Consider the following 25,029-nt stretch of genomic DNA (forward strand, 5'->3'; position numbering starts at 1 on the left):
GGGAAGATCGACCAGCGCTCAGCGGGTTGTCGGTCGGGCGGGTCAGTCGGTGGTGCGCTTGCGCAGCATGGAACTGGCGAGCGGGACGCAGATCACCAGGATGGCCAGGCTCGACAGCACGGCCATGAGCACCGGGTTCTGGGCCGGCCAGTTGTGGCTGAGGCTGGCGGGGTTGGGGTTGCCGAACAGCTCGCGCAGCGAGCCGGCCACGGCCGACACCGGGTTCCACTCGGCGATGATCCGGGGCACCGTGGGCAGCCCGGCCGCCGGCACGAAGCACGTCGACAAGAAGGCGATGGGGAAGAGGATGACCAGGCCGACGCCCTGGGCCGACTCGGGATCACCGACGGCCAGGCCGATGCAGGCGGTGAACCAGCTCAGCGAGTAGGCGAAGAGCAGGGCCACCGACATGCCGGCGATCACGCCGCCGATGCCGTTGGGGGCCGACCAGCCGATGACCAAGCCCGTGAGCAGCACGATGGTGCCGCAGAGCGTGGCGGCGAGCAGGTCCGAGATGGTGCGCCCCGCCAGGATGGCGCTGCGCGACATCGGCAGGGAGCGGAAGCGGTTCATCATGCCGGTCGACAGGTCGGAGCTCATGCCCACGGCCGTGCCCATCGAGGCGGTGGTCAGGTTCATGGTGACCAGGCCGCCGATGGCGAAGTCGTGGTACGCCGCGTTGCCCGGCAGGTGCATGGCCGAGCCGAAGATGTACACGAACAGCAGCGTGAACAGCACCGGCTGGATGGTGGCGTCGGACAGCTGGGCCGGCTCGCGCCGCACGTGCAGCAGGTTGCGGTAGGTGAGGACGGCCACGTCGGCCACCCACTCCTTCGCCCGGCCGATGGTGGAGGCAGGCGCGTCGGTGATGGCGGTCGGGATGGTGCTGGTGGGTGAGGTGATGGTGGTCATCAGGCAACCTGCTCGCTGAGCTCGGGATCGGATTCGGGGTCGGCGGGCGCCTCGGCCGGGTTCCCGGTGAGCGCGAAGAACACGTCGTCGAGCGACGGGTGGTGGAACTGGACGTCGTCGACCGCGACACCCGCGTCGTCGAGGGCGCGGATGATGGCGGTGGCCTTGCCCGCGCCGGGGCTGACCGAGGCGCGCATGGTGCGGCCGTCGTCGCTCGTGGTGATGGCGCCGGTGACGAGCGCGGAGAGGGCGCCGACCGCCAGCTCGCTGGGCGCGCTGAGGGTGAGCTCGAGCTGCTCGCCGCCGACCGTGGCCTTGAGCTCCTTGGCGGTGCCGTGGGCGATCACCTTGCCGTGGTCGATCACCGAGATGGCGTCGGCCAGCTCGTCGGCCTCGTCGAGGTACTGGGTGGTGAGCAGCAGCGTGGTGCCGTCGGCGACCAGGTTGCGGATCACGTCCCACATGCGCACGCGGCTGGTGGGGTCGAGACCGGTGGTGGGCTCGTCGAGGAACAGGACCTCGGGACGCGACACCAGGCTGGCGGCCAGGTCGAGCCGGCGGCGCATGCCGCCGGAGTAGCCCTTCGCCAGGCGATCGCCGGCGTCGGTGAGGTCGAACTCGGCGAGCAGGGTGGTGGCCCGGGCCGCGGCGTCGGCTCGAGGGAGCTTGGAGAGCTGGCCGATCATCATCAGGTTCTGGCGACCGGTGAGCAGCTCGTCGAGCGTGGCGTCCTGACCGGTGACGCCGATGCGGCGTCGGGCGGCCCGGGGGTCGGCCACCACGTCGACGCCGGCCACGTGGACCGAGCCCTTGTCGGGCTTGGTCATGGTGGTGAGCATCCGCACGGTGGTGGTCTTGCCGGCGCCGTTGGGGCCGAGGACGCCGAGGATGGTGCCGCGGGGGACCGACAGGCTGACGCCGTCGACCGCCTGGGTGGTGCCGTAGCGCTTGTACAGGCCTTCGGCTTGGATCATGGGCAGCTCTGCCATGGGGGACCTTCGTTCGTGGTGGACCGGTGGGTTCGGTTCCTTACTTGCCGCACGGTAAGTGGGAAACTTACCGGCCGTCAAGTAATCTGTGTCACATGGCTGCTCGCACCACCGCCGAACCCGCCGGGCCCGCTGAGCCCGCTCACGGGCCATCCACCCGGGACCGGATCCTCGACGTGGCCGTCGACCTGTTCACCGAGCAGGGCTACGAGGGCACGTCGCTGCGGGAGATCGCCGAGCCGCTGGGCTTCACCAAGGCCGCGCTCTACTACCACTTCAAGTCCAAGGAGGAGATCCTCCGGGCCCTGCTCGAACCGATCGTGGACCTCCAGACCAACCTCATCGACCGGATCGACGCCGCCCAGTCGATGGAGGACTGGGCCTCCATGCTCACCTGGACGCTCGACAACATGTTCGACAACTACCGGCTCTTCCAGCTGGCCGATCGCAACCGCAGCGCGGTCGAGACCCTCGCGGAGACGTCGGAGTTCTTCGAGGACCACACCCGGCTGCACGCTCGCGTCGAGGCGATGGCCACCCGCCAGGACCTCTCGCTCGCCGAACGGGTGCGGATCCTGGCCGCCCTCGGCGGCATCACCGGGTTCGACGACTTCGGCGGCGCCCTCCTCGACCACGAGCCCCACGACCTGGTGCGAGCCGAGCTCATCGCCGTCACCCGCGTCATCCTCGGCCTCCCGCCCGAGCCACCCGAGCCCACCGAACCACCCGCCGCCTGAGCCCGGGCGCGACGAAGGGCGGCCCCGGGGGACCGCCCTTCGTGGCGTGCGTGCGCCGGTCGGCCGGCCCTGGTGGGCGGGCCGGAGCGCCGGACGAGCTACTTGCCGGGCTGCGGCGTGGTGCGCAGGTACGGCTTGACCGTGGTGTAGCCGGGGAACTGGGCCTCGGCGTCTTCGTTGGAGACGGCGCCCGTGATGATCACGTCCTCGCCGTCCTTCCAGTCGACCGGAGTGGCCACCTTGTACTTGGCGGTGAGCTGCAGCGAGTCGATCACGCGGAGGATCTCGTCGAAGTTGCGGCCGGTGGACGCGGGGTAGGTGAGCGACAGCTTGAGCTTGTTGTCGGGGCCGATGATGAACACCGAGCGGACGGTCATGGTGTCGCTGGCGTTCGGCTGGATCATGTCGTAGAGGTCGGCGACCTTCTTGTCGGGATCCGAGATGAGCGGGAAGTTGAGCTCGCTGCCGGTGACGTCCTTGATGTCCTGCGCCCAGCCCTCGTGGCTCTCGGAGGTGTCGACGGAGATGCCGATGACCTTCACGTTGCGCTTGTCCCACTCGTCCTTGAGGGCGGCCACGCGGCCGAGCTCTGTGGTGCAGACCGGGGTGAAGTCCTTGGGGTGCGAGAACAGCACGGCCCAGCTGTCGCCCTTCCAGTCGTGGAAGTTGACGGTGCCTTCGGTGGTCTCCGCGGTGAAATCTGGGGCGTCGTCGCCCAGGCGCAGGGTTGGCATGGTGATCCCTCTTCTTTGTCTCGTCGAAGCGTGCAGGGACGGTCAACCTAGTCGGACCCGCCCCCATTCCCGACCAACCCCATCAGGTATTCGGGCGGGCGTCAACAGCCGGCCGACCAGCGGTCGGTCAGGACCAGATCTCGTCGCCGTCGTCGCCTTCGGGCAGGTGGCCGGTGATGCCGACGTAGGCCGGATCGTCGGGGTTGATGTGCCCCTCGTGCTCCTGGACGAAGCCGGGGGCCCGGTGCGCCTTGTGGACATCGGGCTCGATGTAGATGACCCGGGCCGAGGGCACGCCGGCGCGGATGGTGCGCTCGACGCGGTCGATGGTGCCGGCCACCTCGGCCACGGTCAGCTCGTGCAGGAACTCGACCTTGGCGCCCACGAGGAGCTCCTCGGGGCCGAGGTGCTGGGTGCGCAGGTGGATGACGCGGATGACGTCGGGCTCGATCTCGATGGCGGCGCGGATGGCCTCGACCTCCTTCTTGGTGGCCGACTCGCCGATCAGGAGGCTCTTCATCTCGACCACGAGCACGATGGCGATGACCCCGAGGAGGAGCCCGATGGCCACGGAGCCGTAGCCGTCCCAGCGCCCGTCGTCGGTGACCACCGAGATGCCCACGCCGGTCATGGCCAGCACGAGGCCGATCAGCGCACCGAAGTCCTCCAGCAGGACCACGGGCAGCTCGGGCTGCTTGGCCCGCCGGATGAACTGCCAGTAGCTGGCGTCGTCCTTGATCTTGTCGGTCTCCTTCTTGGCGGTGCGGAACGAGAACCCCTCCGCCAGCATCGCGAAGCCGAGGATGCCGAACGCCCACTGCGGGCTGTCGATGGGCTCGGGGTGCTGGATCTTGTGGATGCCCTCGTACAGCGCGAACAGCGAGCCCAGGGAGAACAGGACGAGGGCCACCACGAAGCCCCAGAAGTAGCGCTCGCTGCCGTACCCGAACGGGTGCTCCTCGTTGGCGGCCTTCTTGGCCCGCCGTCCACCGAGCAGCAGCAGGCACTGGTTGCCGGAGTCGGCCACGGAGTGCACGCCCTCGGCCAGCATCGACGAGGAGCGGGTGATGGCGAAGCCCGCGAACTTGGCGACGGCGATGGCGAGGTTGGCCAGCAGCGCCGCGATCACCGCCCGGGTGCCGTGGCCGTGGCCGGGCTCCTCCTCCGCGATCTCGTCGGGCTTCTGGTGACGTGGCGAGGAGGCCATGGGGCCGGATGCTCCAAACGACGGGTGGACGACGGTGCCCATCGTACGGGGCGCGTCCCGCCACCCCTGGCCGGCCCGGCGGCCGGGTGCTGGTAGACCGGCGGGCGTGTGGATCCTTGTGTGCGGGGTGGTGGCGCTCGTCCTCGGCTGGCTGTGCCTGTCGAGCTGGCGCAAGAAGTGGACGATCGACGACACGCCCACGAGCACGTGCCGGGGCGTCTTCGTCGGGCGCAACGAGGTGGTCGGCCAGGCCGTCCCGCTCTACCAGCCGATCGTCACCCCGTTCACCCAGACGCCGGCGGTCTGGTTCAGCTGGGAGCTCGAGCGCTACCAGAAGTCCGGCGACGACAGCGAGTGGGTCACCGTCGAGAAGCGCTCCACCGCGGCGCCGTTCTGGATCCAGGACCAGACCGGTCGCGTCCTGATCCGCCCGCGCGGCGCCGACCTCGAGCCGGTGCGCGGGCTCTGCGAGGAGCTCGACCGCGGGTTCGCACCGCCCTACAGCCGCTGGCAGCTGCGCCAGTGGGTGCTGGTGGGCGAGGACGTCGTCGAGCGCCAGCGGAGCATGGCCGACACGAGCTTCGCCCTCGCCCCCACCGTCGACGGAGGGTGGTTCGACAACACGCCCGACACCGCCAACCCCATCTCGTCGCTCTCGGGGAAGTACCGGGTCACCGAGCAGGCCATCGCCGCCGGCGCGCCGATCTACCTGATGGGCACCGCCCGGCCCCGCACCGACGCCACGGGGCTCGAGTTCTCGGGCGACGACGACCTGCTGGTGTCCACCAAGTCCGAGGCCCAGGTGGCGTCGTCGAACGGGTGGACGGCGCGGCTGTGCGGGCTGGGCTGCCTGCTCATGACGGCGATCTTCGTGGGCACCGCCAGCGATGCGCTGTTCGACGAGGTCAAGTGGTTCCTGGTGATCTGGGCCCTCGGCCTCGAGGTCGGTGGCCTGTTCCTCATCACCCTGCTCCGCAACTACAACCGCCAGGTCGAGGTGAAGGAGCAGGCGGCCAAGGCGTGGTCGCTGATCGACATCAGCCTCCAGCGCCGGTCCGAGCTCATGCCCAACCTGGTCGAGGTGGTCAAGGGCTACGGCGAGCACGAGCGCGAGGTGCAGGCGGCCGTGGCCGAGCTGCGCGCCGTCCCCACGCCGCCGCCCACCGAGACCCTCCCGTCCGACGCCACGCTCGCCCACGCCCAGACCACCGACCAGAGCATGAAGGCGGCGGCGCAGACCACGGTGGCGCTGGCGGAGTCGAACCCGAACCTGAAGGCCGACTCGGTCTACGTCGACCTCCAGGCGCGCATCGCCGATGCCGAGGAGTCGGTGGCGTCCGCCCGGGGCTTCTACAACGACGCCATCGAGGTGCTCCGCACGAGGCGCACCCAGTTCCCCGGCAGCCTCTTCGCCCGGTTCGTCGAGGTGCCGTCGTGGAACCTGTTCGAGGCCGACGAGGCTGCCCGCTTCGTGCCCTCGGTCGCCACCGCGCCATCGGCCGCGCCGGAGATCGACCACGCCGCGCCCCCGCCGCCGTCACCGCCGCCGGCCACCCCGCCACCTCCGCCGGGCGGGTCGGCGCCCACGCCGTTCTGACCAGCGCTCGTCGGTAGCGTCACCGGGATGGACATCGCCTCGGCCACGTACGTGTCGCTCGTCAGCTACAAGCGCGACGGAGCGGCGGTGCCCGTCCCCGTGTGGATCGCCCCGCTGGCCGACGGGAGGGCCGGGTTCACCACCGACGGCGGGTCGTTCAAGGTCAAGCGCATCCGGCGCAACCCGAAGGTCGTGCTCCAGGCGTGCGACATGCGGGGCAGGGTGGCCGACGGCGCCGACGAGGTGCCGGCCACCGCCGTGGTGGTCACCGAGGGCGCCGACCTCGACGCGGTCGTGAGCGCCATCGGCAAGAAGTACGGCATCCAGGCGTTCGTGCTGTCGATCGGTACCAAGCTGAAGTCGCTCGTCGGGAAGGCCGAGCGCACCGCCATCGTCATCACCTTCGACGCACCCGCCTGACTCCACCCGCCCGAACGGTGGGGGTCAGCGGGCGGCGTGGGCGTCGAGGACCAGGGCGACCGCGGCCGTGAGCTTGCGGGCGGTGGGGAGGTGGAGGAACTCGTTCGGACCGTGGGCGTTGGAGTGCGGGCCGAGGACCCCCGTCAGCAGGAACTGGGCGTGGGGGAAGCGGCGGCCGAGCATGCCCATGAACGGGATCGAGCCTCCCTCGCCCAGGCTGCGTGCCGGCGGCCCGAAGGTGGCCTCGCTGGCCGCGGCCATCGCCTCCTCCAGCCACGGCGCGGTGGGCGGCGCGTCCCAGCCGCCCTCGGCGCTGTCGATGTGGACGGTGACCGTGGCGCGGTGGGGCGGGTCGGCGGTGAGCGCCTGCTCGACGGCGCGCGCCGCGAGGAGGGCGTCGACGGTGGGCGGGAGGCGGAAGGACAGGGCGAGGGCGGTGGCGGGGCGCAGGACGTTGCCCGCGGTCTGGGTGGGCGGGAGGCCGTCGGCGCCGATGACGGTCAGCGTGGGCTCCCAGGTCTTGGCGGTGAGCTGCTGCGCCGGGTCGGTGGACGGCACCACCGGCTGGGTGGCGCCGCGGTACGGGTAGGTGGAGGTGAGGGCGTCGCCCAGGTCGGCGGCCACGGCGGCGATCTCGCCGGTGCGGCCCTCGGGCACCTCGACCCACAGCTCGGGGACCAGCACGCGGCCGGTGGCGGCGTCCTCCACCCGGTCGAGGAGGTGGCGGGCGATGCGGAAGGAGTCGGGGACGACGCCGCCGGCGCTGCCCGAGTGCACCCCCTCGTCGAGCACCTGCACGGTGAGGCTGGCGCCGAGCAGGCCGCGCAGCGAGGTGGTGGTCCACATGCGCTCGTAGTCGCCGCAGAAGGAGTCGAGGCAGACCACCAGGCTCGGGGCCCCGATGCGCCGGGCCAGGTGCTCCACGTAGGCGGGGAGGTCGGGGCTGCCCGACTCCTCGCTGCACTCGATCAGGCCGATGCAGCGGGCGTGGGTGCCGCCCTCGGCCTGGACCGCTTCGATGGCGGCCAACGACGCGTAGGCCGCGTAGCCGTCGTCGGCGCCCCCTCGGCCGTAGAGGCGATCGTCGATGACGACCGGGTCCCACGGGCCGAGGCCCTCGCGCCAGCCCTCCATCGGCGGCTGCTTGTCGAGGTGGCCGTAGAGCAGCACGGTGTCGGCGTCGACGCCCTTGCTCCCCTGGTTGCCATCGCCCGGGAACTCGGGCACCTCGAACCAGAGGATCGGCGTGCGCCCGGCGAGGCGGATCACCTCGATCGACAGGCCGTCGATGGCACGGGAGGCCGCCCACAGCGCGGCGGCGTCGACCACCGCGTCGAGGTGGCCGTGCGCGGCCCAGTCGGGATCGAACGCCGGTGACAGCGCCGGCACCCGGATGTAGTCGGTGAGGGCGGGCTGGATCTCGTCGTCCCAGGCGCGGTGGGTGCGGGCGACGACGGCGGCGGGATCGAGAGCCATGGGCAGAGCCTCCCACGCTGGTGAAGGGCATGTTCTGCCTGACGCGAACCCTTCGCCCGCCTTACTCGGACTTTCGGGGGGTCCATGGTCAAATGGTCCCCGCTGCCCGAGTGGGCATGGAGGAGAACGTCGTGAACACACCCACCCGGGCCACCTACTACCGCCGGCGAGCCGTCGTGCTCGTCGGGCTGCTGGCCCTCAGCGCGTGCGGCGTGCAAGCCGGCCAGAAGGTGGCCTCTGGCACCACCCCCAAGCGCCAGGACAGCAACATCCTCGGCAGCGACGTGACGCCGCCCACCAGCGCCCCCGCCACCACCACCGCCGCCGCGGTGCCGCCCGCCGACGTGCAGATCAACGGATCCGATGGCAGCGAGGTCGACAACGTCATCGGCAACGCCGTGTCCGACCTCCAGGACTGGTGGAAGACCCAGTTCCCCAAGGCGTACGGCGGCGACTACCAGCCGATCTCGGGCGGGCTCTACGCCATCGACAGCAGCACCGATGCCAGCACCGTCCCCTGCGCCACCAGCAGCGACATCTCCGCCCTCCTCAACAACGCGTTCTACTGCCCCAACGGCGACGCGGTGGTGTGGGACCAGGAGAGCTTCATGCCGCAGCTGGCCAAGCAGTACGGCGACTTCACCGTCGCCATGGTCATTGCCCACGAGTGGGGTCACGCCATCCAGAACCGGGCCCAGTTCTCGGCGCCGTCGGTGATCACCGAGCTCCAGGCCGACTGCTTCGCCGGCGCCTGGACCAAGCACGTGTCCGACGGCGAGAGCAAGCGCTTCTCCATCACCACCTCCGATCTCGACACCGCCATCACCGGGATCCTCGCCCTGCGCGACGCCCCCGGCGGCGCCGCCGACGACCAGATGGCCCACGGCAGCGGCTTCGACCGGGTCGGCGCCTTCCAGGACGGCTTCGAGGACGGCGTCACCCGCTGCGCGGAGTTCCGCGACGGCGATCCCGCCCCCTACGAGTTCCCCTACTCGGACCCGGGCGATGCCAACGCCAACGGCAACCTCCAGCTCACCGGCACCACCGACGAGCCGGGCATCACCGACCTGGTGTTCCCGTCGCTCAAGGCCTACTGGACCGACACGTTCCCCAAGCTCAGCACCGACGGCAAGGCCTGGGACCCGCTGGGCGACCCGGTGGCGTTCTCGCCCGACGACCCGCCCACCTGCGGCGGCAAGTCCACCTCGGGCTCGTCGGTGTTCGTCTGCATCCCCGACCGGTTCGTGGGCTACGACGCCCAGGACACGATCCCGCAGATCTACCAGCAGGGCGGTGACTTCGCCGTCGCCACCCTGTTCGCCACCCGCTACGGGCTCGATGCGGTCCACCAGCTCGGCACCGCCAAGGACGACGCCAGCGCCGCGCTCCAGGGCGACTGCCTCGCCGGCTCCTGGGCCGCCGCGCTCCTGCCGCCGAACCCGCCTGAGTCGTACCAGCTGGTGCTGTCGCCCGGCGACCTCGACGAGGGCGTCGCCGTGCTGATGCAGACCAGCTCCTCCGGTGGCTCGGGCTCGGCCAACGGCGGGGGCGACGCGTTCCAGCGGGTCAAGGCCTACCGCACCGGGGTGATCAAGGGCGCCGACGCCTGCCTGTCCCTCGAGGCCGGCTGACCGGTCTGCTGAGCGAGGCCGGCTCGGTCGGCGTACCGTCCGGGACGTGACCGACACCGACGCCAGCGCCGCCTCCTCGTCCTCCTCGCCGTCCGGCTCCTCGGACCGGTCGATCGACCCGGCCAAGGTGGACCGGCTGCTCGAACGGGTCCAACGGGAGGTCGACGAGGGGTTGTCGCCGGCGGTGTCGATCGCGGTCGCCCACCACGGCGAGGTCGTGGTCGACGCCACGTACGGCGCTCCCGCCGGCAGCCGCTTCCTGGGCTTCTCCGCCAGCAAGGCCCTGGTGGCCGCGGCGATCTGGCGGATGATCGACGAGGGCATGGTCGACATCCACGCGTCGGCTGCCACCTACATCCCCGAGTTCGCCACCAACGGCAAGGACGTGGTGACGGTCGAGCAGCTGCTCACCCACACCGGCGGGTTCCCGTGGGCGCCGCTCGGTCCCAACCGGTGGGCCACCACCGAAGGCCGGCGAGAGGCGTTCTCGCGCTGGCGGCTCACGCTCGAGCCCGGTTCCGCCTACGTGTACCACCCGACCGCCGGCCACTGGGTGCTCGGCGAGATCCTGGCCGAGGTCACCGGCATGGACCACGCCGACGCCATCGAGGAGCTGGTCACCGCGCCGCTCGGCCTGCCGCGCCTGCTCGGCATCCCGCTCGACCAGCAAGACGGGATCCTCGACGCGGTGGGCGTGGGCACGCCGCCGACGGCCGACGAGATGGAGGAGGCGTTCGGCATCTCGATCGACGTGGGCGCCCTGATCCCGCCCGACGTGGCGATCGGCGCCCTGACCACCCTGAACGACCCCGACGCTCGGCGCATCGGCGTGCCCGGCGGCGGCGGCGTCTTCCGGGCCCAAGACCTCGCCCTGCTGTACCAGGGGCTCATGGCCAACCCGGCGAACCAGTGGTCGCACGAGGCGCTGGTCGAAGGCACCCAGCGGGTGCGGATGAACCTGCCCGACATCTGGGGCGTGCCCGCCGGCCGCACCCTCGGCCTGGTGGTCGCCGGCGACGACGGTCTGTCGCACCGCCGCGGCATGGGCCGCATGGTGTCGCCGCGAGCGTTCGGGCACAACGGCGCCGGCGGCCAGCTGGCGTTCGGCGACCCCGACACCGGGCTCAGCGTCGGCTACCTGACCGCCGGCCTCGACCAGCACATGATCCGCCAGCAGCGCCGCGACACCGCCATCGCCAGCCTCGCCGCCGACCTCCTCGCCGACTAACCCCTCGCTGCCCGCTTTTCTGGTCGATCTTCCCCCCATGGGGTGGGATATCGACCAGAGAACGGTGGGCCCCGCCCTTTGTGGTCGATCTTCCCCCGATGGGGTGGGATATCGACCAGAAAACTTCCGGCTGGCGGGGTCCGGCTGGCGGGGGTGCGGGTGGGGGCGGGGAACTGGTTGGGCGGAGCACGGGGTCGGGCGGGAGACTCGGGTGTGGCCGAGACCGAGCGACCGTGGGCGATCGATGCCGGGCTGGCGGGCGATCTGGGCGACGCGCTCGGGTGGGCGGCCGACGATGGAGCGGGTGCCCTGGCCGAGGTGCTGCCCACGCTCGTGCCGGTCGGGTCGACGGCGAAGCTGGCGTCGATCGCGTCTGGCGAGGTGCCGCCCGGCGCCGACCCTGACCTCCTGGCGCGGCGGGTGCTCGACCACCTCGAGGCGAAGGCGACGCGGCCCGCCGGCGGCGCGCCGTCGCCCACGTGGTCGTGCTGGGTGCTCGCCACGGTCATGGCCGCCCTGGTCGATGCGGCGGGGATCGGGCCCGTGCGCGTGGCGGCCACGCGGCGCGTCGACGAGCAGGCGCCGGTGGTCGACCTGCACGCCGCCGTCCTCGTGGGCGGAAGCGGCGGCGCCGAGCTGATCTGCGATCCGTACTTCGGGCTGTCGGTCGAGCTGCCGTCGGGAGCCGAGGCGGTCGCGGCGGCGTCGACGGCGCTGAGCGAATCATCGGTGGCTCGCAGCCACGATGGGGGTTGGATGCTCGACGTGCGGCTGCGCCGCTGGGACCAGACCCTCCGGTACCGGTTGGTGGGGGCGGCCCTCGACCGGGGTGATGTCCACGCCATGGCGGCCATCTCGGTCACCTGCTCGGGCGTGCCGTCGCGGCCGTACGCGCGCATCCACCCTGATGGGTCGTCGATCGTCGACGCCTCCGAGACGGCCGACGGGACCGGGTTGCTGCGGACCTGGTCGCCGAGCGAGCGCGGGTCCGAGGCGGCCTTCGCCAGCTGGTCCGACGCGGCCGATGGGTTCGCCGAGCGCACGGGCATCCGGGTGGTCTGAGGCCGGCCGACCCGGCGTCGGCCGCGGTCGGCGGCTGCGGCCCGGGCTCGATCAGGGCGCTGACCTCGGTGGGGTTCCGACGGTCGAAGATCACCCTGCCGCGGGTCGGGAGGAGGGGTGCCGGCGTGGCACAATCGGTTCCCCGTGCTGCTGTCGTCCCTCCCCCCGCTCCGCAGGCCTTGACCCGCAGCATCCGGCTCCGGCCGTGGCAGAAGGCTGCCTTCGAGAAGTACGTCGCCGCAGGTCAGGACGACTTCTTGACGGTGGCCACGCCCGGCGCCGGCAAGACGACGTTCGCGCTCACGGTGGCCCGTCACGTGCTGTCGGAGCGGCCCCGGTCGCGCCTGATCGTGGTGGCGCCCACCGCTCACCTCAAGGTCCAGTGGGCCCAGGCGGCGGCCCGCTTCGCGCTGCACCTGGACCCGGCCTGGTCGGCGGCCGATGGGGCCCTGCCGGCCGACATGCACGGCATCGTGACCACCTACCAGCAGGTGGCGTCGAGCGCCGACGTGCTGCGCCGGGTGGCCACCGACTCGTTCGTGATCTTCGACGAGATCCACCATGCGGCCGACGACCGGGCGTGGGGCGATTCGGTGCGGGTGGCGTTCGAGACCTCGGTGCGGCGGCTGGCCATCTCGGGCACGCCGTTCCGCAGCGACACGAGCGCCATCCCGTTCGTGAACTACGTGCTCGACGAGGCGGCGCCCGACTACGAGTACGGATACGGCGACGCCCTGGGCGACGGCCGCGTGGTGCGGCCGGTGTACTTCCCCCGCACCGGCGGCGAGATGGAGTGGACGGCGCCCGACGGATCGATGAACTCGGCGTCGTTCGACGATGCGCTCGATCAGGCCCGGTCGTCGCAGCGGCTGCGCACCGCGCTGTCGCTCGAGGGCGAGTGGCTGCCCACGGTGCTGCGGGAGGCGGTGACCCGGCTCGACCAGATCCGCGAGACGCACCCGGCGGCTGGTGGGCTGGTGATCGCCAGCGACCAGGACCATGCCCGGGGGATCTCGGCCCTGCTGCGCAACCGGTTCGGGCAGGCGGCCACCGTGGTGACCTCCGACGACCCCGATGCGTCGGCGCGCATCGCCGAGTTCTCGGCGGGGACGGCCCCGTGGCTGGTGGCGGTGCGGATGGTGTCGGAGGGCGTCGACATCCCGCGCCTGCGGGTGGGGGTGTACGCCACCACCACCACGACCGAGCTGTTCTTCCGCCAGGCGGTGGGGCGCTTCGTGCGGTGGACGCCGGGGCTGCGCAACCAGAAGGCGTACCTCTTCATCCCCGACGATCCGCGCCTGCGCACCCGAGCGTTCCAGATCGCCGACCAGCGCCGGCACAGCTTGCGCAAGCGCGAGGAGGAGCGCTTCGAGCGCGACCCCGCCGCGCTCGACACGGGGACGGAGGAGCAGATGTCGCTGTTCGCCGCCCTCTCCGCGGTGGCGACGGACCACCAGGCGCACGACGCCTTCGACATCGACGATGTCGACGACGACCTCGATCCGGGCCTCGACGACGATCCGGAGCTGGTGCTGACGCTCGCCCCACCCCCTCCGCTCGCCGGGGATCGTCGGCCGCTGGGTGATCTGGGCGTCGACATCGGCATCGGTGGCGACATCGCCCGGACTCGGCGTGAGGAGAAGCGCCGGCTGCGCGAGCAGAACGCGGAGATCGTGGCCACGTTGGTGCGCCGCACGGGTCAGACGCACGCCCAGGTGAACGGTGAGCTGAACCGCTTGTCGGGAGTGGGCCGGATCACCGAGGCGACGGTGGGCCAGCTGCGCCAGCGGCTCGAGGTCGGCGAGAAGTGGGCCCGCCAGTAGCCGGTGGGCTGATCAGCTGACGGCGCGGCCGATCTGGCTGGTGTGGTGCTGGCTGGGGAGGGTGATGGTGCGGGCCTGCGGGTCTGCTTGTTGGAGCAGCTCGACCATGCGGTCCTGGCAGCTGAACACGAGGACCTGGTTGGTCTCGGCGACGGTGGCGATCATCTGGGCGAGGCGGGGGAGGCGCTCGGCGTCGGCGTTGACCGTGATGTCGTCGAGGAGCAGCGGCAGCGAGGCGGTCTTGGAGAACGACTCGGCGAGGGCGAAGCGCATGCACAGGTAGAGCTGCTCGGTGGTGCCCTGGCTGAGCGCGGTGGCCGGCACCTCTTGGGCTGCTCGGTTGATGGCGACGACCTCGGTGCCGCGGACCTCGAGGCGGGTGTAGCGGCCGTCGGTGACCTGCTCGAACAGGGTGCCGGCGCGCTGGACGACCTCGGGCTGACGCTCCCGCTGGTAGCGGGCGAGGGTGCCTTCGACCATCTGGTGGGCGAGGTGGAACGAGGCCCACTGGGTGACGGCGTCGACGAGCTGGGTCTCGAGGTCGGTGACCCGGAGCTCGATCGAGGCGATGTCGGCGGAGGCGCTGAGCACGTCGACCTGACCCTGGACGGTGGAGCGCTGCTGGAGGACGCCGTCTCGTTGCTGGTGCGCGGCCGAGGCCTGGTGCGAGAGCTGGCGGACCTGCGCGGCCCAGACGGCCGGGTCGGCGTCGGGGTCGGTGAGGAGGTTGCGCGCCTGCCGGAGCTGCTCGTCGGCGGGGCCGAGCGCGGCGGCGAGCTTGGTCTCGGCTTCGTCGATGGTGGCGCCGAGCCGGCGGGCGTGCTCGACGCGTTCGATCTGGTCGAGGGCGTCGTCGGCATCGGCGACGGAGACCTCGCCGAGCAGGGTCTTGAGCTCGGCATCGGCTCGGTCGAGGTGGGCGATGGCCTGATCCCGATCGCCGCGGCGGTGCTCGACCAGGGCGGCGGCCTGCTCGATGGCCTGGGCCTGGCGGTGGGCCTGGCGGGCGGCGGTGGCGAGGAGGTCGACGGTGGTCAGCGGATCCTGGTGCGGGTCGAGCCCGAGCTGCTCGGCCAGCGGTGCGACGGCGGCAGCGAACGCGTCGCTCTGCCCCTGGGCCTGGTCGAGGTCTGCTTCGACCAGGGTGGCGGCGTGGGCGGCGGTGCGGGCCCGATCGACGGTGGTGAGGAACTCGGCGGCCCCGGCGGGGTCGAGCGAGGTGGGCAGGTGGTGGGCCCCCAGCCACGTGGTCCAGGCCTGCTGGGCCTCGGTGAGGGCTCGGCCGGTCCGGGCGACGTCGGCGTCGGTGGCGGCGGCACGGCGGGCGGCGCTGCGCTGGTGGGCGTCGAGCCGGTCGGCGGTGTGGCGCTTGGCCGCGTCTCGATCGTGGGCGGCAGAGGCGAGGCGGTGGGCGTGGCTCTGGATCTCGGCCGCTTGCGACGCGGTGGGCGCGTGATCGAGCTCCAAGGTGGCGAGCACGGGAACGAGCTCGGCGTCGAGTTGGGCGATCTCGTCGGTGACGTGGGTGGTGAGCGGGTCGACCGTGGCGGTGGTGGCGGCAGCCGAGGCCGCGGCGGGGGCCGTGCGGGCACCCAGCCCGAGCGCGGCACCGCCGGCGACGAGGGCCAGCCCGACGACGACGGTGACGGCGGCGGCCAGGGGGGCGCCGGCGCCGAGCAGGACGAGCGCGGCGACCACGGCGATCACGCCAGCGATCGCCACCGGCCGGCCGCGGGGCCGCACGCGTTCGGGCTGGGCGGCGGGCGGAGCGGGGGTGCGCTGGGAGGCGGCGGCGAGGTGGCGGGTGGCGGCGTCTCGCTGACCGACGAGGGCGACGAGGCGGGCCGTGGCATCGAGGTAGCGGGCGGCGGACTCGGCGCTGGGTCCGCCGGCGGCCGCAGCCGTGGTGGCGGCGTGCTGCAGGTCTTCGGCTTCTTCGGCCAGCTCAGCGGTGACGCGGCGGTGGGCGGCCGAGGCAGCCTCGGCCTGTTGGCGGGCGTGATCGGTGGTGGCGGCGACGGTGCGCAGGCCGGCGGCGTCTTCGACCCGGGGGGCCTGCTCCTTGAGCCAGGCGAGATCGTGCCCGGGGCCCAGCAGCTCGAGCGCAGCGCCGACCTCGCCGCGGTGGGCGGCGAGACGAGGACGCAGCTCGGCGATCCGTTCGCGCCGCTGGAGCTCGGTGTGGGCCTGCTTGGCGATGGCGTCGATGGGCTCGGCCAGCGCGACCGCCGGGCCGGGCACAGGGAGGGCCTCGGCGGCCTGGGTGGCGGCGGCGAGCTGCTGGGTGGCCGACGCCAGCGCTGAGGTGCGCTCGGCCCGCAGCGTGACCGCGCCGCGGAGGGTGGCGACAGCCCGCTGGTCCCAAGCCGGGACGGGACCGAGGGCGGTGAGCTCCTCGTGAGCGGTGCGCGCGGCGGACCAAGCGGGCCAGAGGGCCTGGACCGCACGGAGCAGCTCGAGCTGGAGCTCGACGGCCCGGGCTTCTTGGCGGAGGTCTACCGCCTGGGCGTCGAGGGCGCGGATCTGATCGAGGAGGTCGGGGAGGTGGTCGGCTTCGGTGCGGGCCGCAGCCAGCTGGCCTCGGGCGGTGGCCAGGTCTTCCCGGAGCGACTTGAGCAGGTAGGCACCGCGACCGGAAGGGCGCAGCAGCATGTCTCGGGCCGCGCCCAGCTCGCCCAGCGCGGCTTCGGCCGTCTTGCCGGCCCCGACGATGCCGGCGGAGAAGACGCGCTCGCGGACCTGGTCGGCGGTGAGCGCCTTGAGCTCGGCCAGGTCTGCGAGGTGCACGGCGAAGACGCTCTGGAACAGCTCCTTGCTGGCCCCGCCGACGAGGGCGGCCAGCTCGGAGGGGTCGAGATCGCCGTCGGCGGTGCTGAGCCGCAGCGAGCTCTTGCGCAGGCCGCGGTGGATGATGATCGGCCGTCCCTCTTCGTCGGTGACGAAGAGGCGGCCGCCGTAGTTGCCGCCGTTGACGGGATCGTGCCGGTCGGGCCGGCCCTTGTTGGGGTAGCCGAAGAGGACGCCCGCCAGGAAGTGCTGGAGGGTGGACTTGCCCGACTCGTTGGGGCCGGTGATGACCGTGAGGCCGCGCGGGAGGTCCTGGACCTGCTGGTCGTGGTGGACGCCGAAGCCGTCGATGTGCCAGCCGTGGATCCTCATGGCTCGAGCGCCGTGACGGATTCGAGGGCGAGCCGCTGGGCGGCTTCCCAGATGGCGGGGGCGTCGGCGGCGGGGAGGAGCTCCCCCAGCTCCCGCACGACGTCGGAGGGGAGCTCATCGATCCAGCCGGCGGTGACCGCAGGCGCGGCCTCGTCCATGAAGCGGAGCAGGTCGGACGCGAAGTCTTCTCGACGGCGGATGTCGATCACATCGACCGACGAGCGGGTCTTCCAGGTGATGCGCTCCCACCACGCGAACGGCGCGGCGCCGGCGCCGCGGTCTCGCAGGTCTCGGAGGATCTCGTCTCGGCGGGCCTGGGTGATCAGCTCGTGGTGGAGGCGGCCGCTGCCTTCGACCGTGGCTCGCACGAGCACGCCGCGGCCTCCGTGGCGAGCGGGGTCTGCGGCGGCCTCGAGCCGGTCGAGGAGGACGCCGGTGTCGATCACGTCGTCGATGGCCACCGCGATGTCGACGAAGCGCACCCGGTCGAGGGCGACGAACTCGGGCTCGGCGGCGACGCCGTTGGTGACCGCCACGATGACGGCCCCCTTGGCGCCGCGCTCGGAGGAGCGGGGAGTGCGGCCCTGGATGTTGCCGGGGTACACGATCCACGGGTGGCCGGCGTGGGGCGTCTGGCGCTGGTGGATGTGCCCGAGCGCCCAGTACTGGTACCCGGTGCGACGCAGATCGTCGAGCGAGCAGGGGCTGTAGTCCTGGTGCTTGGAGCCGAGGCCGCTGAGGTTGGCGTGGAGCAGGCCGATGTTGAACGCGCCGGGGGATGCGCTCGGGAACTGGAGGGCGAGGTTGTCGGTGGTGGCGGAGACGGCGTAGCTGGTGCCGTGGACCACGACCTGCTCGCCGCCCGCTTCGAACGAGATCGACTCGACCTGGGTCTCCGAGAAGCGGTGCACCTCGGCGGGGAACGACGTGATGGCCGTCCACCCCTCGGTGACCGGGTCGTGGTTGCCGTGGACGAGGAACGTGCGGATGCCGTGTTCGGCCAGGCGCGTGACCCCGTCGAGGAACGCCCGCTGGGCCCGGATGCCCCGCTCGGCACCGTCGTAGATGTCTCCCGCGAGGACCACGAAGGCGACCTGGCGGTTGATGGCGGTGGAGATCAGCGCATCCCAGGCCTCGAGCGATGCCTCCCGCAGGGCCGCACCGACGCGCTCGGGGTAGCCGCTCACGGACGTGAACGGCGTGTCGAGGTGGAGGTCTGCTGCGTGGAGGTAGGAGAAGGGCATGTCGGATCGCCTTTTCGGGAACGACTGCAACGTACCTAGGGGGTCTGACAGCGGGACGGATGGCGCGTGGCCTGCGGCTACGCGGTGACCTGCTCGACACCCGCTGCGACCAGGGCGTTCACTTCTCCGATGGCGGCCTCGATGTCGGTCAGATCGACCTCGACGGCGCCGTTGGGGGTGAGGAACGCGAAGCACACCCGGGCGATGGGCTCGCCGGTGGTCTCGCCCACCACGAGGGCGTAGGACGCCCCCTGGAGGCGGTAGCCCTCGACCCGCCGGGCGAGCTCGTCGGGGTCGTCGGTGGCGGCGGTCTTGTAGTCCACGATGACCATGCCGGCGGGGGTCCGGTAGAGCAGGTCGATGTAGCCCTCGAGCAGGCGGCCGCCGGGGGTGGGGGTGCAGGCGTACACCTCCCGCCAGTGGGGGCCGGCGGTGGCCGCGGCGATCACCGGCGAGGTGAGCGCGGCGCGCACCAGGGCCTCGACCTCGGCGGCTCGTTCGGTGATCGCCTCGGCTTCGCACTGGGCGGCGACGGCGCCGGTCAGGCCGGCCGGGTGGGCCAGGTCGATGGTCTGGAGCGTGCCGTGGACGGCGCGCCCGACGGCGGTGCCGTACCGGCCCTTCAGCCACGGCGGCAGGTCGAGGTCTCGAGGCCGCTTCTGGAGCCCGGCCTCGGCGGGCTGGCCCTCGTCGGCCTGGGCCTGGTCGGACGGCGCCTGATCGGACGGCGCCTGGTGCGGTGGTGCGTCCAGGGGTCCGCCGCCCGCATCGGCATCGGTCGGTTCGTCGCGGGCCAGGTCGGGGGTGCCTTCGGCGGTGAGGGCGGTGGCGGCGATGGTGGTAGGCCGGGACCCGGCGACCAGGGCAGCGTCGAGCTCGGCGCGCCACTGGTCGAAGGGCAGCGGGGGCGACGGCGGCGAGGCCGGGAACACCGCCGCCACCTCGACCTCCGGTGCCACCGCGTCGGGCAGCTGGTCGAGGAGGTCGCCGGTGCCGGCGAGGAGGAGCTCGGCGTTGGTGCGCTTGGACGGCTCGGGTGCGGACCGCCGGGCCTTGCGCTGGAGGGACAGGACGAGGTGGTCCTTGGCCCGGGTGCACGCCACGTACAGGAGGCGGACCCGCTCGTCGAAGGCCATCTGCTCGTCGATGGGCTTCCAGTCCTCGAACTCCTGGGTGGAGACGGCCTTGCCGAACCGGTAGCCGACCCCGCCACCCGACGGGAAGACCACCTGCGCGGGTGAGGGCCACGACTGGGGGGCGGTGGACATGCCGCTCAGGATGGTGATGGGGAACTCGAGGCCCTTGGCGGCGTGGATGGTCATGATCCGCACGGCGTCGTCGTCGGACTCGGGGAGCACCGCTTCCGCGACCCGGCTGCCTTCGCTGCTCTGGCGGGCCACCCACTGCAGGTACTCGCGGAGGTTGCCGTCGGTGGCCTCGCCCCACTCCCGGGCCTGGTCGATGACGAACCGCAGCCGGCGCCACACGTCTCGCGTGCGGCCTTCAGCGAAGCCGAGCTCGAACAGCCGGCGGTCTCGGGCGACCCGGTCGGCCAGCTCGGCGGGCGAGGTGAAGTGCCGCTCGCGGTGCAGCGTGGCCAGGTAGGTGAGCGCGTCGAGCACGGGACCTGGTTCGACGGTGTCGGGCTGGCGGGCGAGGTGGTTGAAGGTGCCGTGCTGGAGCACCTTGAAGCGGAACAGGTCGTCGTCGCCGCAGGCGAACAGGGGGCTGCGCAGGGCCGAGACGATGGCCAGCTGGTCGGTGGGGTCGTCGATGGCCCGCAGCGCCATGAGCAGGTCTCGGACGGCCCGGGACACGTAGACCAGGCTGCTCGACTCGGCCCGGTAGGGGATGCCGGCGGACTCGAGGGCGTCTTCGAGGAACGGGAGCGACGTGCGGGCGGGGACCAGCACCGTGATGTCGCCGAGCTTGGGCTCGCGCCAGCCGCTGTCGGCCGACTCGTCGCCCACGCTCCACCCCTCGGCCTGGATCCGGGCGACCGTGGCGGCCACCTGCCGGGCCTCGGCGGCGCGGAGGTCTCCGGCCGAGCCTTCGGTCAGGGGCTCGCGGCCGAGCACGGAGACCGCGGGGCCGACGCGGGGGCCGGGACGCACGGCGTGGAGCGGCACGTAGTCGGGCTGGGAGGCGAAGACGGAGTCGACCCCTGGAGGTTCGGACATGAGCGCCTGGAACGCATGGTTGACCCAGCGGATGATGGGCTCGCCGGTGCGGAAGTTGGTGGAGAGGGTGACCAGGCCGTCGTGCGCTCCGTAGCGGTCCTTGGCGTCGAGGAACAGGCGGATGTCGGCGCGGCGGAAGCGGTAGATCGACTGCTTCGGGTCGCCGACCACGAACAGGTGGCCAGGTGCCACCTCGACCTGGTCCCAGGGGAGGGAGCCGGCGTCGTCGGACCCGGGCTGCGCGGCGGCGATGCGCACCGCGATCTCGATCTGGATGGGGTCGGTGTCCTGGAACTCGTCGAGCAGCAGCCGCTGGTAGCGGCGGTGGAGGCGCTCGCGCACCGACGGGTGCTGGCGGACGAGCTGGCGGGCCAGCACGAGGAGGTCGTGGAAGGCGAGCTGGCCGGCCTCTCGGCGGGCGGCGGCGGCGTCGAGCGTGAACGAGCGCATGGCGGCCGCGATGCGCTTCGCGCAGGCCTGGGCCACCTCGCCCTTCACCGCTTCGAGCTGGTCGCCGGCGGCGCGGACCTCGGCGCGGAGGGTGGGGACGTCGCACGCCCACTTCCCCTTGGCGCCGATGTTGCCGACGCTGAAGCTGGGGGGCTTGATGGCGCCGACGCCACTCAGCTCGTCGAGCAGATCGAGCTCGTCGTCCATCTTCCGCAGCGCGGTGGCGTACTCGGTGATCTGGCCGAGCCGGTCGGCGAGCTTGTCGCCCGTGTCGGTGCAGTGGGCGAGCGAGGCGCACGCGGCATCGACCGATGCGAGCGCGGCCTCGAGCCGATCGTGGATCTGCGGCGGCTCGGGCGCGGTGGCGGGGACCCGTTCGGCGACGAGGTCCCAGTTGCGGTCGAACTCCAGCGCGAGGGCCCGCAGCGCGACGGGCTTGACGCCGGTGGCGAACAGGAGGAGGAGGGTGCGCTCCATCGCCGGGTCCTCGAGGAGGCGGTCCTGGTAGGCGGACCAGCGCTGCTCGAACTGCACGTCGGACGTGACCTCGTCGAGGATCTCGACGCGGGGCGGGAGCTGGACCTCGATGGGGTTCTCGGCGAGGAGGCGCTGGGCGAAGGCGTGGAGGGTGCCGATGGCGGCGCCGTCGAGCTGGTCGATGGCATCGGCGCACCGGCCTGCGGTGGTGCCGTCGCCGTCGGTCCGGGCCTGCTCGGCCGCTCGTTCGAGCGCTTGGCGGATGCGGTCGCGCAGCTCGGCCGCGGCCTTCTCGGTGAAGGTGATGGCGGCGATGGACCGCAGCTCGGTGGCCCCGGTGGTGATCAGCTGGAGGACCCGGCCGACCAGGGCGGTGGACTTGCCGGACCCGGCGCCGGCCTCGACGAACAGCGTGGTGCCGAGCGCCTGGTGGACGATGTCTCGCTGGTCCTGGTCGGGAGGCGACGGACGGCTGGCTCGCGCCGGGCTCACGAGGCCTCCTCCGCTGCGAGGGCCGGCTCGGGCTCGGGGGGCGTGATGAGATCGAGGTAGCGGGCGAGGGCGGGGTCTCCGACCTTGCGCTCCCACTGGCGCAGGACCTCGGTGGTGCCCAGGCCGTCGGGGTCGCAGGCGTGGCAGTCGGTGAACGGTGACGTGGTGTGGGGCTGGGGGTGCGGGGCGAACAGGCCGCCCTCGATCCCGTCGACGATGGTGGCCATGGCGGCCGACACCTGGGCGAGCACCTCGTCGGTGATGTCGTAGCCGAGCTTCTCGAAGCGGCCCTTGGACGAGGTGAACCAGTACTCGGCGCGCACCGGCGCGGCCGGGTCGTGCACGTGCTGGCGGGCGGCCAGGCCGTAGACGGCGAGCTGGAGGCGGCGGCCGCCCTGGTGCGGATCGTCGGGGCTCAGCCCGCGGTAGGGGGTGGTGCTCCCGGTCTTGTAGTCGAGGACGTGGAGCGTGCCGTCGGCGGAGCGGTCGACGCGGTCGGCCATGCCCCGCAGGGGGACCGATCGTCCATCGCCCAAGGGGAAGGCCAGGGCGTCGAAGGCGCCGATGCCGAACGGGAGCTCGGTGGCGACGGGGCTGGCGCCGGTGGCGGCCCGGTGGGTGTCGTCCTCGTGGAGGAACCGGTCGAGGTCGGCCAGGATCTTGCCGCGGTCTCGCTGCCAGAAGAGCGAGCGCCCGGTGAGCCCGTCGGCCTCGGCCTCGTCGCACAGCTCGGTGGCGATGGCGCGGAGGCGGTCGTGGTCTTCCGCCGTCCAGGCCTGACCCGGCGAGGGGACCCGCTCCTCGTCGAGCGCCCACTGGATGAACGACTCGAGGGCCCGGTGGACCAGGTTGCCGCGGTCGATGGGTGTGATCTGGAGGGCGTCTTCGGGCTGCTCGACGGGCTGGACGCGCAGCACGTGCTGGACGAAGTAGCCGTGGGGGCACTTCGCCCACGACTCCAGGCTGGTGGCCGACGTGCCCCGCTCGACCGGGGACGGGATGGGCAGGCCGCCGAGGTTGCCGTCGAACCGGGTGACCGCGGTGCTCCACCGGGCGTCGACCGTCTCGATGCCGGCCGCGAGCGTGCCGTCGACGGTTGCGGCGGTGGCCTGGAGCTGGGCGCGGGGCGCGTTGCGGGCGAGGAGCGTGCGGAGCCGGTGCTCCTGGTCGGTGGCCGGCGACGACGCGGTGCGGACGGCGTCGTCGAACGAGGCCAGGTGGGTGATCCACGGGGCCTTGGCGTGGAGCAGGTCGTCGCTCCACCAGGTGGCCCCGGCGAGGCTGGACGCCACGTCGAGCACCCAGCGCGACGGCACCCGCTCGCGGCTGCGGCGCAGGTCGCCCTTGGGGATGCAGAGCACCTGGTGGGTGGAGCCGCCGAGGGTGGCGAGGAACTGGTGGTGGAGGCGGTCGACGTGGCCGGACCGGAGGGGGAGCTGGCCCCCGGCGGCGTCTCGGTCTTCGTCGGGCAGCAGCGAGTCGTCCCTGAGGGTGGAGGGGAAGGTGCCCTCGGCCATGCCCACGACGATGGCCAGGTCGAGGCTCACCCCGACGCCCATCGACACCGGTCCCACCAGGACGCCCTCGCCGAAGCGGCCGACGCGGCCGAGGTCTGCTTCGAGCTCGACGGTGAGGGCGCGGGTGAACACGTCGAGCCCGACGGGACCCTCGAGATCGTCGAGCACGGCCAGGCGATCCAGCGCCAGGACCAGCCGCTCGGCGGCGCGGCGCTCGGCCTCGGGCCACGAGGTGCGCCTGGATGCGCCGCCGAGGGTGTCGGCCAGGAGGCGCTTGGCCCAGCGCACCCGGTCGCTCCAGGGGCTGGGGGCCTGCGCTCCGGCGAGCCGGTCGGCGAGGCCCAGCACGAACCCGCGCAGCTCCAGCGCACGGGCGGCGTCTCGCCGGTCGCGGGTGACCCGCCAGTCGGTGGCCTCGTCCTCTTGGGCTTCGAGCTCGAACCGGTCGGCCTGGGCGTTCAGCCGGTCTGCGAGGTGCTGGAGCCGGTGGTCCCAGTCGGCCCGGCCGGCCACCACGCCGGCGTCTCGTGAGATGCGCTCCCAGGCGGTGGTGGGGGCCCAGGCGCCCTGGTGGAGGATGGGGGCGCCGGTGAGCCAGGCGAACACGTCCTGTCGGCGCAGCCCGGTGGACGGGAGGGCGAGGAGCCCGAGCAGCGTGCGCCCGGCCAGGCGGCCGGCGAGGGGGAGGGTGGCCGATCCGTTGGCCAGCACGTCGGCCGCGTCGAGGTGGTGCTGGAGCAGGCGGCCATAGGGCTCCTGCGCGGCGTAGAGCACGGCGATGCGGTCGAGCGAGGTGCCGGCCCGCACGGCATCGACCACCGTGCGGACGGCGGCGCGGACCTCGTCGTCGGCATCAGACGCGGTGATGATGCGCGTGCGGTCGACCGACACGGCGGCACCCAGGACCGGTTCGTCGGGCGGGGGCCCGAGATCGACCCCGAGGCGGCCGACCGAGCGGACCACCTCGGCATCGGCCTTGGCCACCCCGGTGGTGCCGGCGATCACGCTGAGCTGGGTGGACGATCCGAGGGTGCGCAGCAGGTCGGCGGCGTGGCGAGACAGCCGCTGGGGGAGGTGCACCACCACCGCCCCCACCTCCGCAGGGGTGTGGCCGGCCGCCGTGATGGACGTGGCGGCGGCCATGAGGTCCTCCTCGTCGTACCAGCCGGCGGCGAGCCGTTCGAGGGTGGCGCGATGGACCCGGACCACCTCGCCGGCGCGCACGCTGGATGCGGCCAGCGCATCGAGCGCCGAGCCGTCGAGGTCTCGCAGCTCCCGGTGCGCGGCCACCAGCGCGGTCTCGGTGGCCGCGTGGCCGGCGACCGGCCCGAACGCGCCCGGCTCGGCGGCGAGGGCCTGGCGGACGGCGGCGCCGAGGATGGGCACCGACACGGGACGGCGGCCCTGCTCGGCCAGGGGTGCGGCCCCGAGCAGCTCCGCGAGGCGGTACGGCGTGACGAACGTGACCCCGATCAGCCCGGGACCGGCCCCGCACACCGACCCCACCGAGCCGGAGGCCAACAGGCGCCGGGTGGACACGCCGACCTGGTTGGACGGCACCACCACCGTGACCGGCGCGAGGGGCTCGGCGCCCTTGATGCGGGAGATCTCGACGCGCAGCGCGGTGGCGGCGTCTGTGCCGTATCGCACCCATCCGCCGGTCGCCGAGGTCATGTCGGGGACCATACCGATGG

The 25,029-nt window shown here is 72.6% G+C and carries 16 protein-coding genes; 7 read left to right on the top strand and 9 right to left on the bottom strand.

The window, feature by feature from the left end:
• Positions 1-42: 42 nt before the first annotated feature.
• Together ACPPVX_RS14410 and ACPPVX_RS14415 are read right to left on the bottom strand one after the other, a co-directional pair.
• Positions 43-912, bottom strand: a complete 870-nt coding sequence (locus ACPPVX_RS14410) for an ABC transporter permease (protein WP_426571255.1) — start codon at positions 910-912, stop codon at positions 43-45.
• Positions 912-1,901 carry an ATP-binding cassette domain-containing protein gene (locus tag ACPPVX_RS14415; RefSeq protein ID WP_426571256.1) on the bottom strand — a complete coding sequence of 330 codons (990 nt, stop codon included), beginning with the start codon at positions 1,899-1,901 and terminating at the stop codon, positions 912-914. The genes ACPPVX_RS14410 and ACPPVX_RS14415 overlap by 1 nt, the downstream gene beginning before the upstream one ends.
• 95 nt (positions 1,902-1,996) lie before the next feature.
• Here ACPPVX_RS14415 and ACPPVX_RS14420 point away from each other — a divergent pair, with 95 nt between their 5' ends.
• Complete coding sequence (locus ACPPVX_RS14420; protein WP_426571257.1) at positions 1,997-2,638, top strand: TetR/AcrR family transcriptional regulator; 642 nt, start codon at positions 1,997-1,999, stop codon at positions 2,636-2,638.
• 98 nt (positions 2,639-2,736) lie between these two features.
• On the opposite strand, the gene ACPPVX_RS14425 is transcribed toward ACPPVX_RS14420, so the two are convergent.
• Together ACPPVX_RS14425 and ACPPVX_RS14430 are read right to left on the bottom strand one after the other, a co-directional pair.
• A complete protein-coding gene (locus ACPPVX_RS14425; RefSeq protein WP_426571258.1) occupies positions 2,737-3,372 on the bottom strand; it encodes a peroxiredoxin in 636 nt (211 codons plus the stop codon).
• A 127-nt stretch (positions 3,373-3,499) separates the two neighbouring features.
• Positions 3,500-4,579 carry a cation diffusion facilitator family transporter gene (locus ACPPVX_RS14430; protein ID WP_426571259.1) on the bottom strand — a complete coding sequence of 360 codons (1,080 nt, stop codon included), beginning with the start codon at positions 4,577-4,579 and terminating at the stop codon, positions 3,500-3,502.
• 106 nt (positions 4,580-4,685) lie between these two features.
• Here ACPPVX_RS14430 and ACPPVX_RS14435 point away from each other — a divergent pair, with 106 nt between their 5' ends.
• Both ACPPVX_RS14435 and ACPPVX_RS14440 read left to right on the top strand, forming a co-directional pair.
• Positions 4,686-6,176 (top strand): LemA family protein, encoded by a 1,491-nt coding sequence (locus ACPPVX_RS14435; protein ID WP_426571260.1) that lies wholly within the window; start codon positions 4,686-4,688, stop codon positions 6,174-6,176.
• A 27-nt stretch (positions 6,177-6,203) separates the two neighbouring features.
• Entirely contained in the window at positions 6,204-6,596 is a 393-nt protein-coding gene (locus ACPPVX_RS14440) for a PPOX class F420-dependent oxidoreductase (protein ID WP_426571261.1), read from the top strand.
• A 24-nt stretch (positions 6,597-6,620) separates the two neighbouring features.
• Here the strand turns inward: ACPPVX_RS14440 and ACPPVX_RS14445 are convergent, their stop codons facing one another.
• The gene (locus ACPPVX_RS14445; protein ID WP_426571262.1) at positions 6,621-8,072 is read right to left on the bottom strand and encodes a M20/M25/M40 family metallo-hydrolase; all 1,452 of its coding nucleotides are present in this window, start codon (positions 8,070-8,072) and stop codon (positions 6,621-6,623) included.
• A 131-nt stretch (positions 8,073-8,203) separates the two neighbouring features.
• Here ACPPVX_RS14445 and ACPPVX_RS14450 point away from each other — a divergent pair, with 131 nt between their 5' ends.
• The 4 genes from ACPPVX_RS14450 to ACPPVX_RS14465 all read left to right on the top strand — a co-directional run bounded on the left by ACPPVX_RS14450 (position 8,204) and on the right by ACPPVX_RS14465 (position 13,816).
• Complete coding sequence (locus ACPPVX_RS14450) at positions 8,204-9,703, top strand: neutral zinc metallopeptidase (protein WP_426571263.1); 1,500 nt, start codon at positions 8,204-8,206, stop codon at positions 9,701-9,703.
• A 46-nt stretch (positions 9,704-9,749) separates the two neighbouring features.
• On the top strand, positions 9,750-10,931 hold the full coding sequence (locus ACPPVX_RS14455) for a serine hydrolase domain-containing protein (protein ID WP_426571264.1): 1,182 nt from the start codon (positions 9,750-9,752) through the stop codon (positions 10,929-10,931).
• A gap of 213 nt (positions 10,932-11,144) precedes the next feature.
• A complete protein-coding gene (locus tag ACPPVX_RS14460; RefSeq protein ID WP_426571265.1) occupies positions 11,145-11,993 on the top strand; it encodes a hypothetical protein in 849 nt (282 codons plus the stop codon).
• Positions 11,994-12,172: 179 nt separating this feature from the next.
• The gene (locus ACPPVX_RS14465; protein ID WP_426571266.1) at positions 12,173-13,816 is read left to right on the top strand and encodes a DEAD/DEAH box helicase; all 1,644 of its coding nucleotides are present in this window, start codon (positions 12,173-12,175) and stop codon (positions 13,814-13,816) included.
• A 12-nt stretch (positions 13,817-13,828) separates the two neighbouring features.
• Here the strand turns inward: ACPPVX_RS14465 and ACPPVX_RS14470 are convergent, their stop codons facing one another.
• The 4 genes from ACPPVX_RS14470 to ACPPVX_RS14485 form a co-directional block, all read right to left on the bottom strand.
• Complete coding sequence (locus ACPPVX_RS14470; protein WP_426571267.1) at positions 13,829-16,975, bottom strand: AAA family ATPase; 3,147 nt, start codon at positions 16,973-16,975, stop codon at positions 13,829-13,831.
• Positions 16,972-18,219, bottom strand: a complete 1,248-nt coding sequence (locus tag ACPPVX_RS14475; protein WP_426571268.1) for a metallophosphoesterase family protein — start codon at positions 18,217-18,219, stop codon at positions 16,972-16,974. The genes ACPPVX_RS14470 and ACPPVX_RS14475 overlap by 4 nt, the downstream gene beginning before the upstream one ends.
• Before the next feature lie 77 nt (positions 18,220-18,296).
• On the bottom strand, positions 18,297-21,818 hold the full coding sequence (locus ACPPVX_RS14480) for a UvrD-helicase domain-containing protein (RefSeq protein WP_426571269.1): 3,522 nt from the start codon (positions 21,816-21,818) through the stop codon (positions 18,297-18,299).
• Positions 21,815-25,009: a PD-(D/E)XK nuclease family protein gene (locus ACPPVX_RS14485; RefSeq protein ID WP_426571270.1), complete on the bottom strand. Its 3,195-nt coding sequence runs from the start codon at positions 25,007-25,009 to the stop codon at positions 21,815-21,817. Before ACPPVX_RS14485 ends, ACPPVX_RS14480 begins: the two co-directional genes overlap by 4 nt.
• Positions 25,010-25,029: the final 20 nt, after the last annotated feature.

Origin of the sequence: Aquihabitans sp. McL0605, from assembly GCF_049993875.1 — a bacterium.
In the GTDB taxonomy this organism is placed as follows: domain Bacteria; phylum Actinomycetota; class Acidimicrobiia; order Acidimicrobiales; family Iamiaceae; genus Aquihabitans.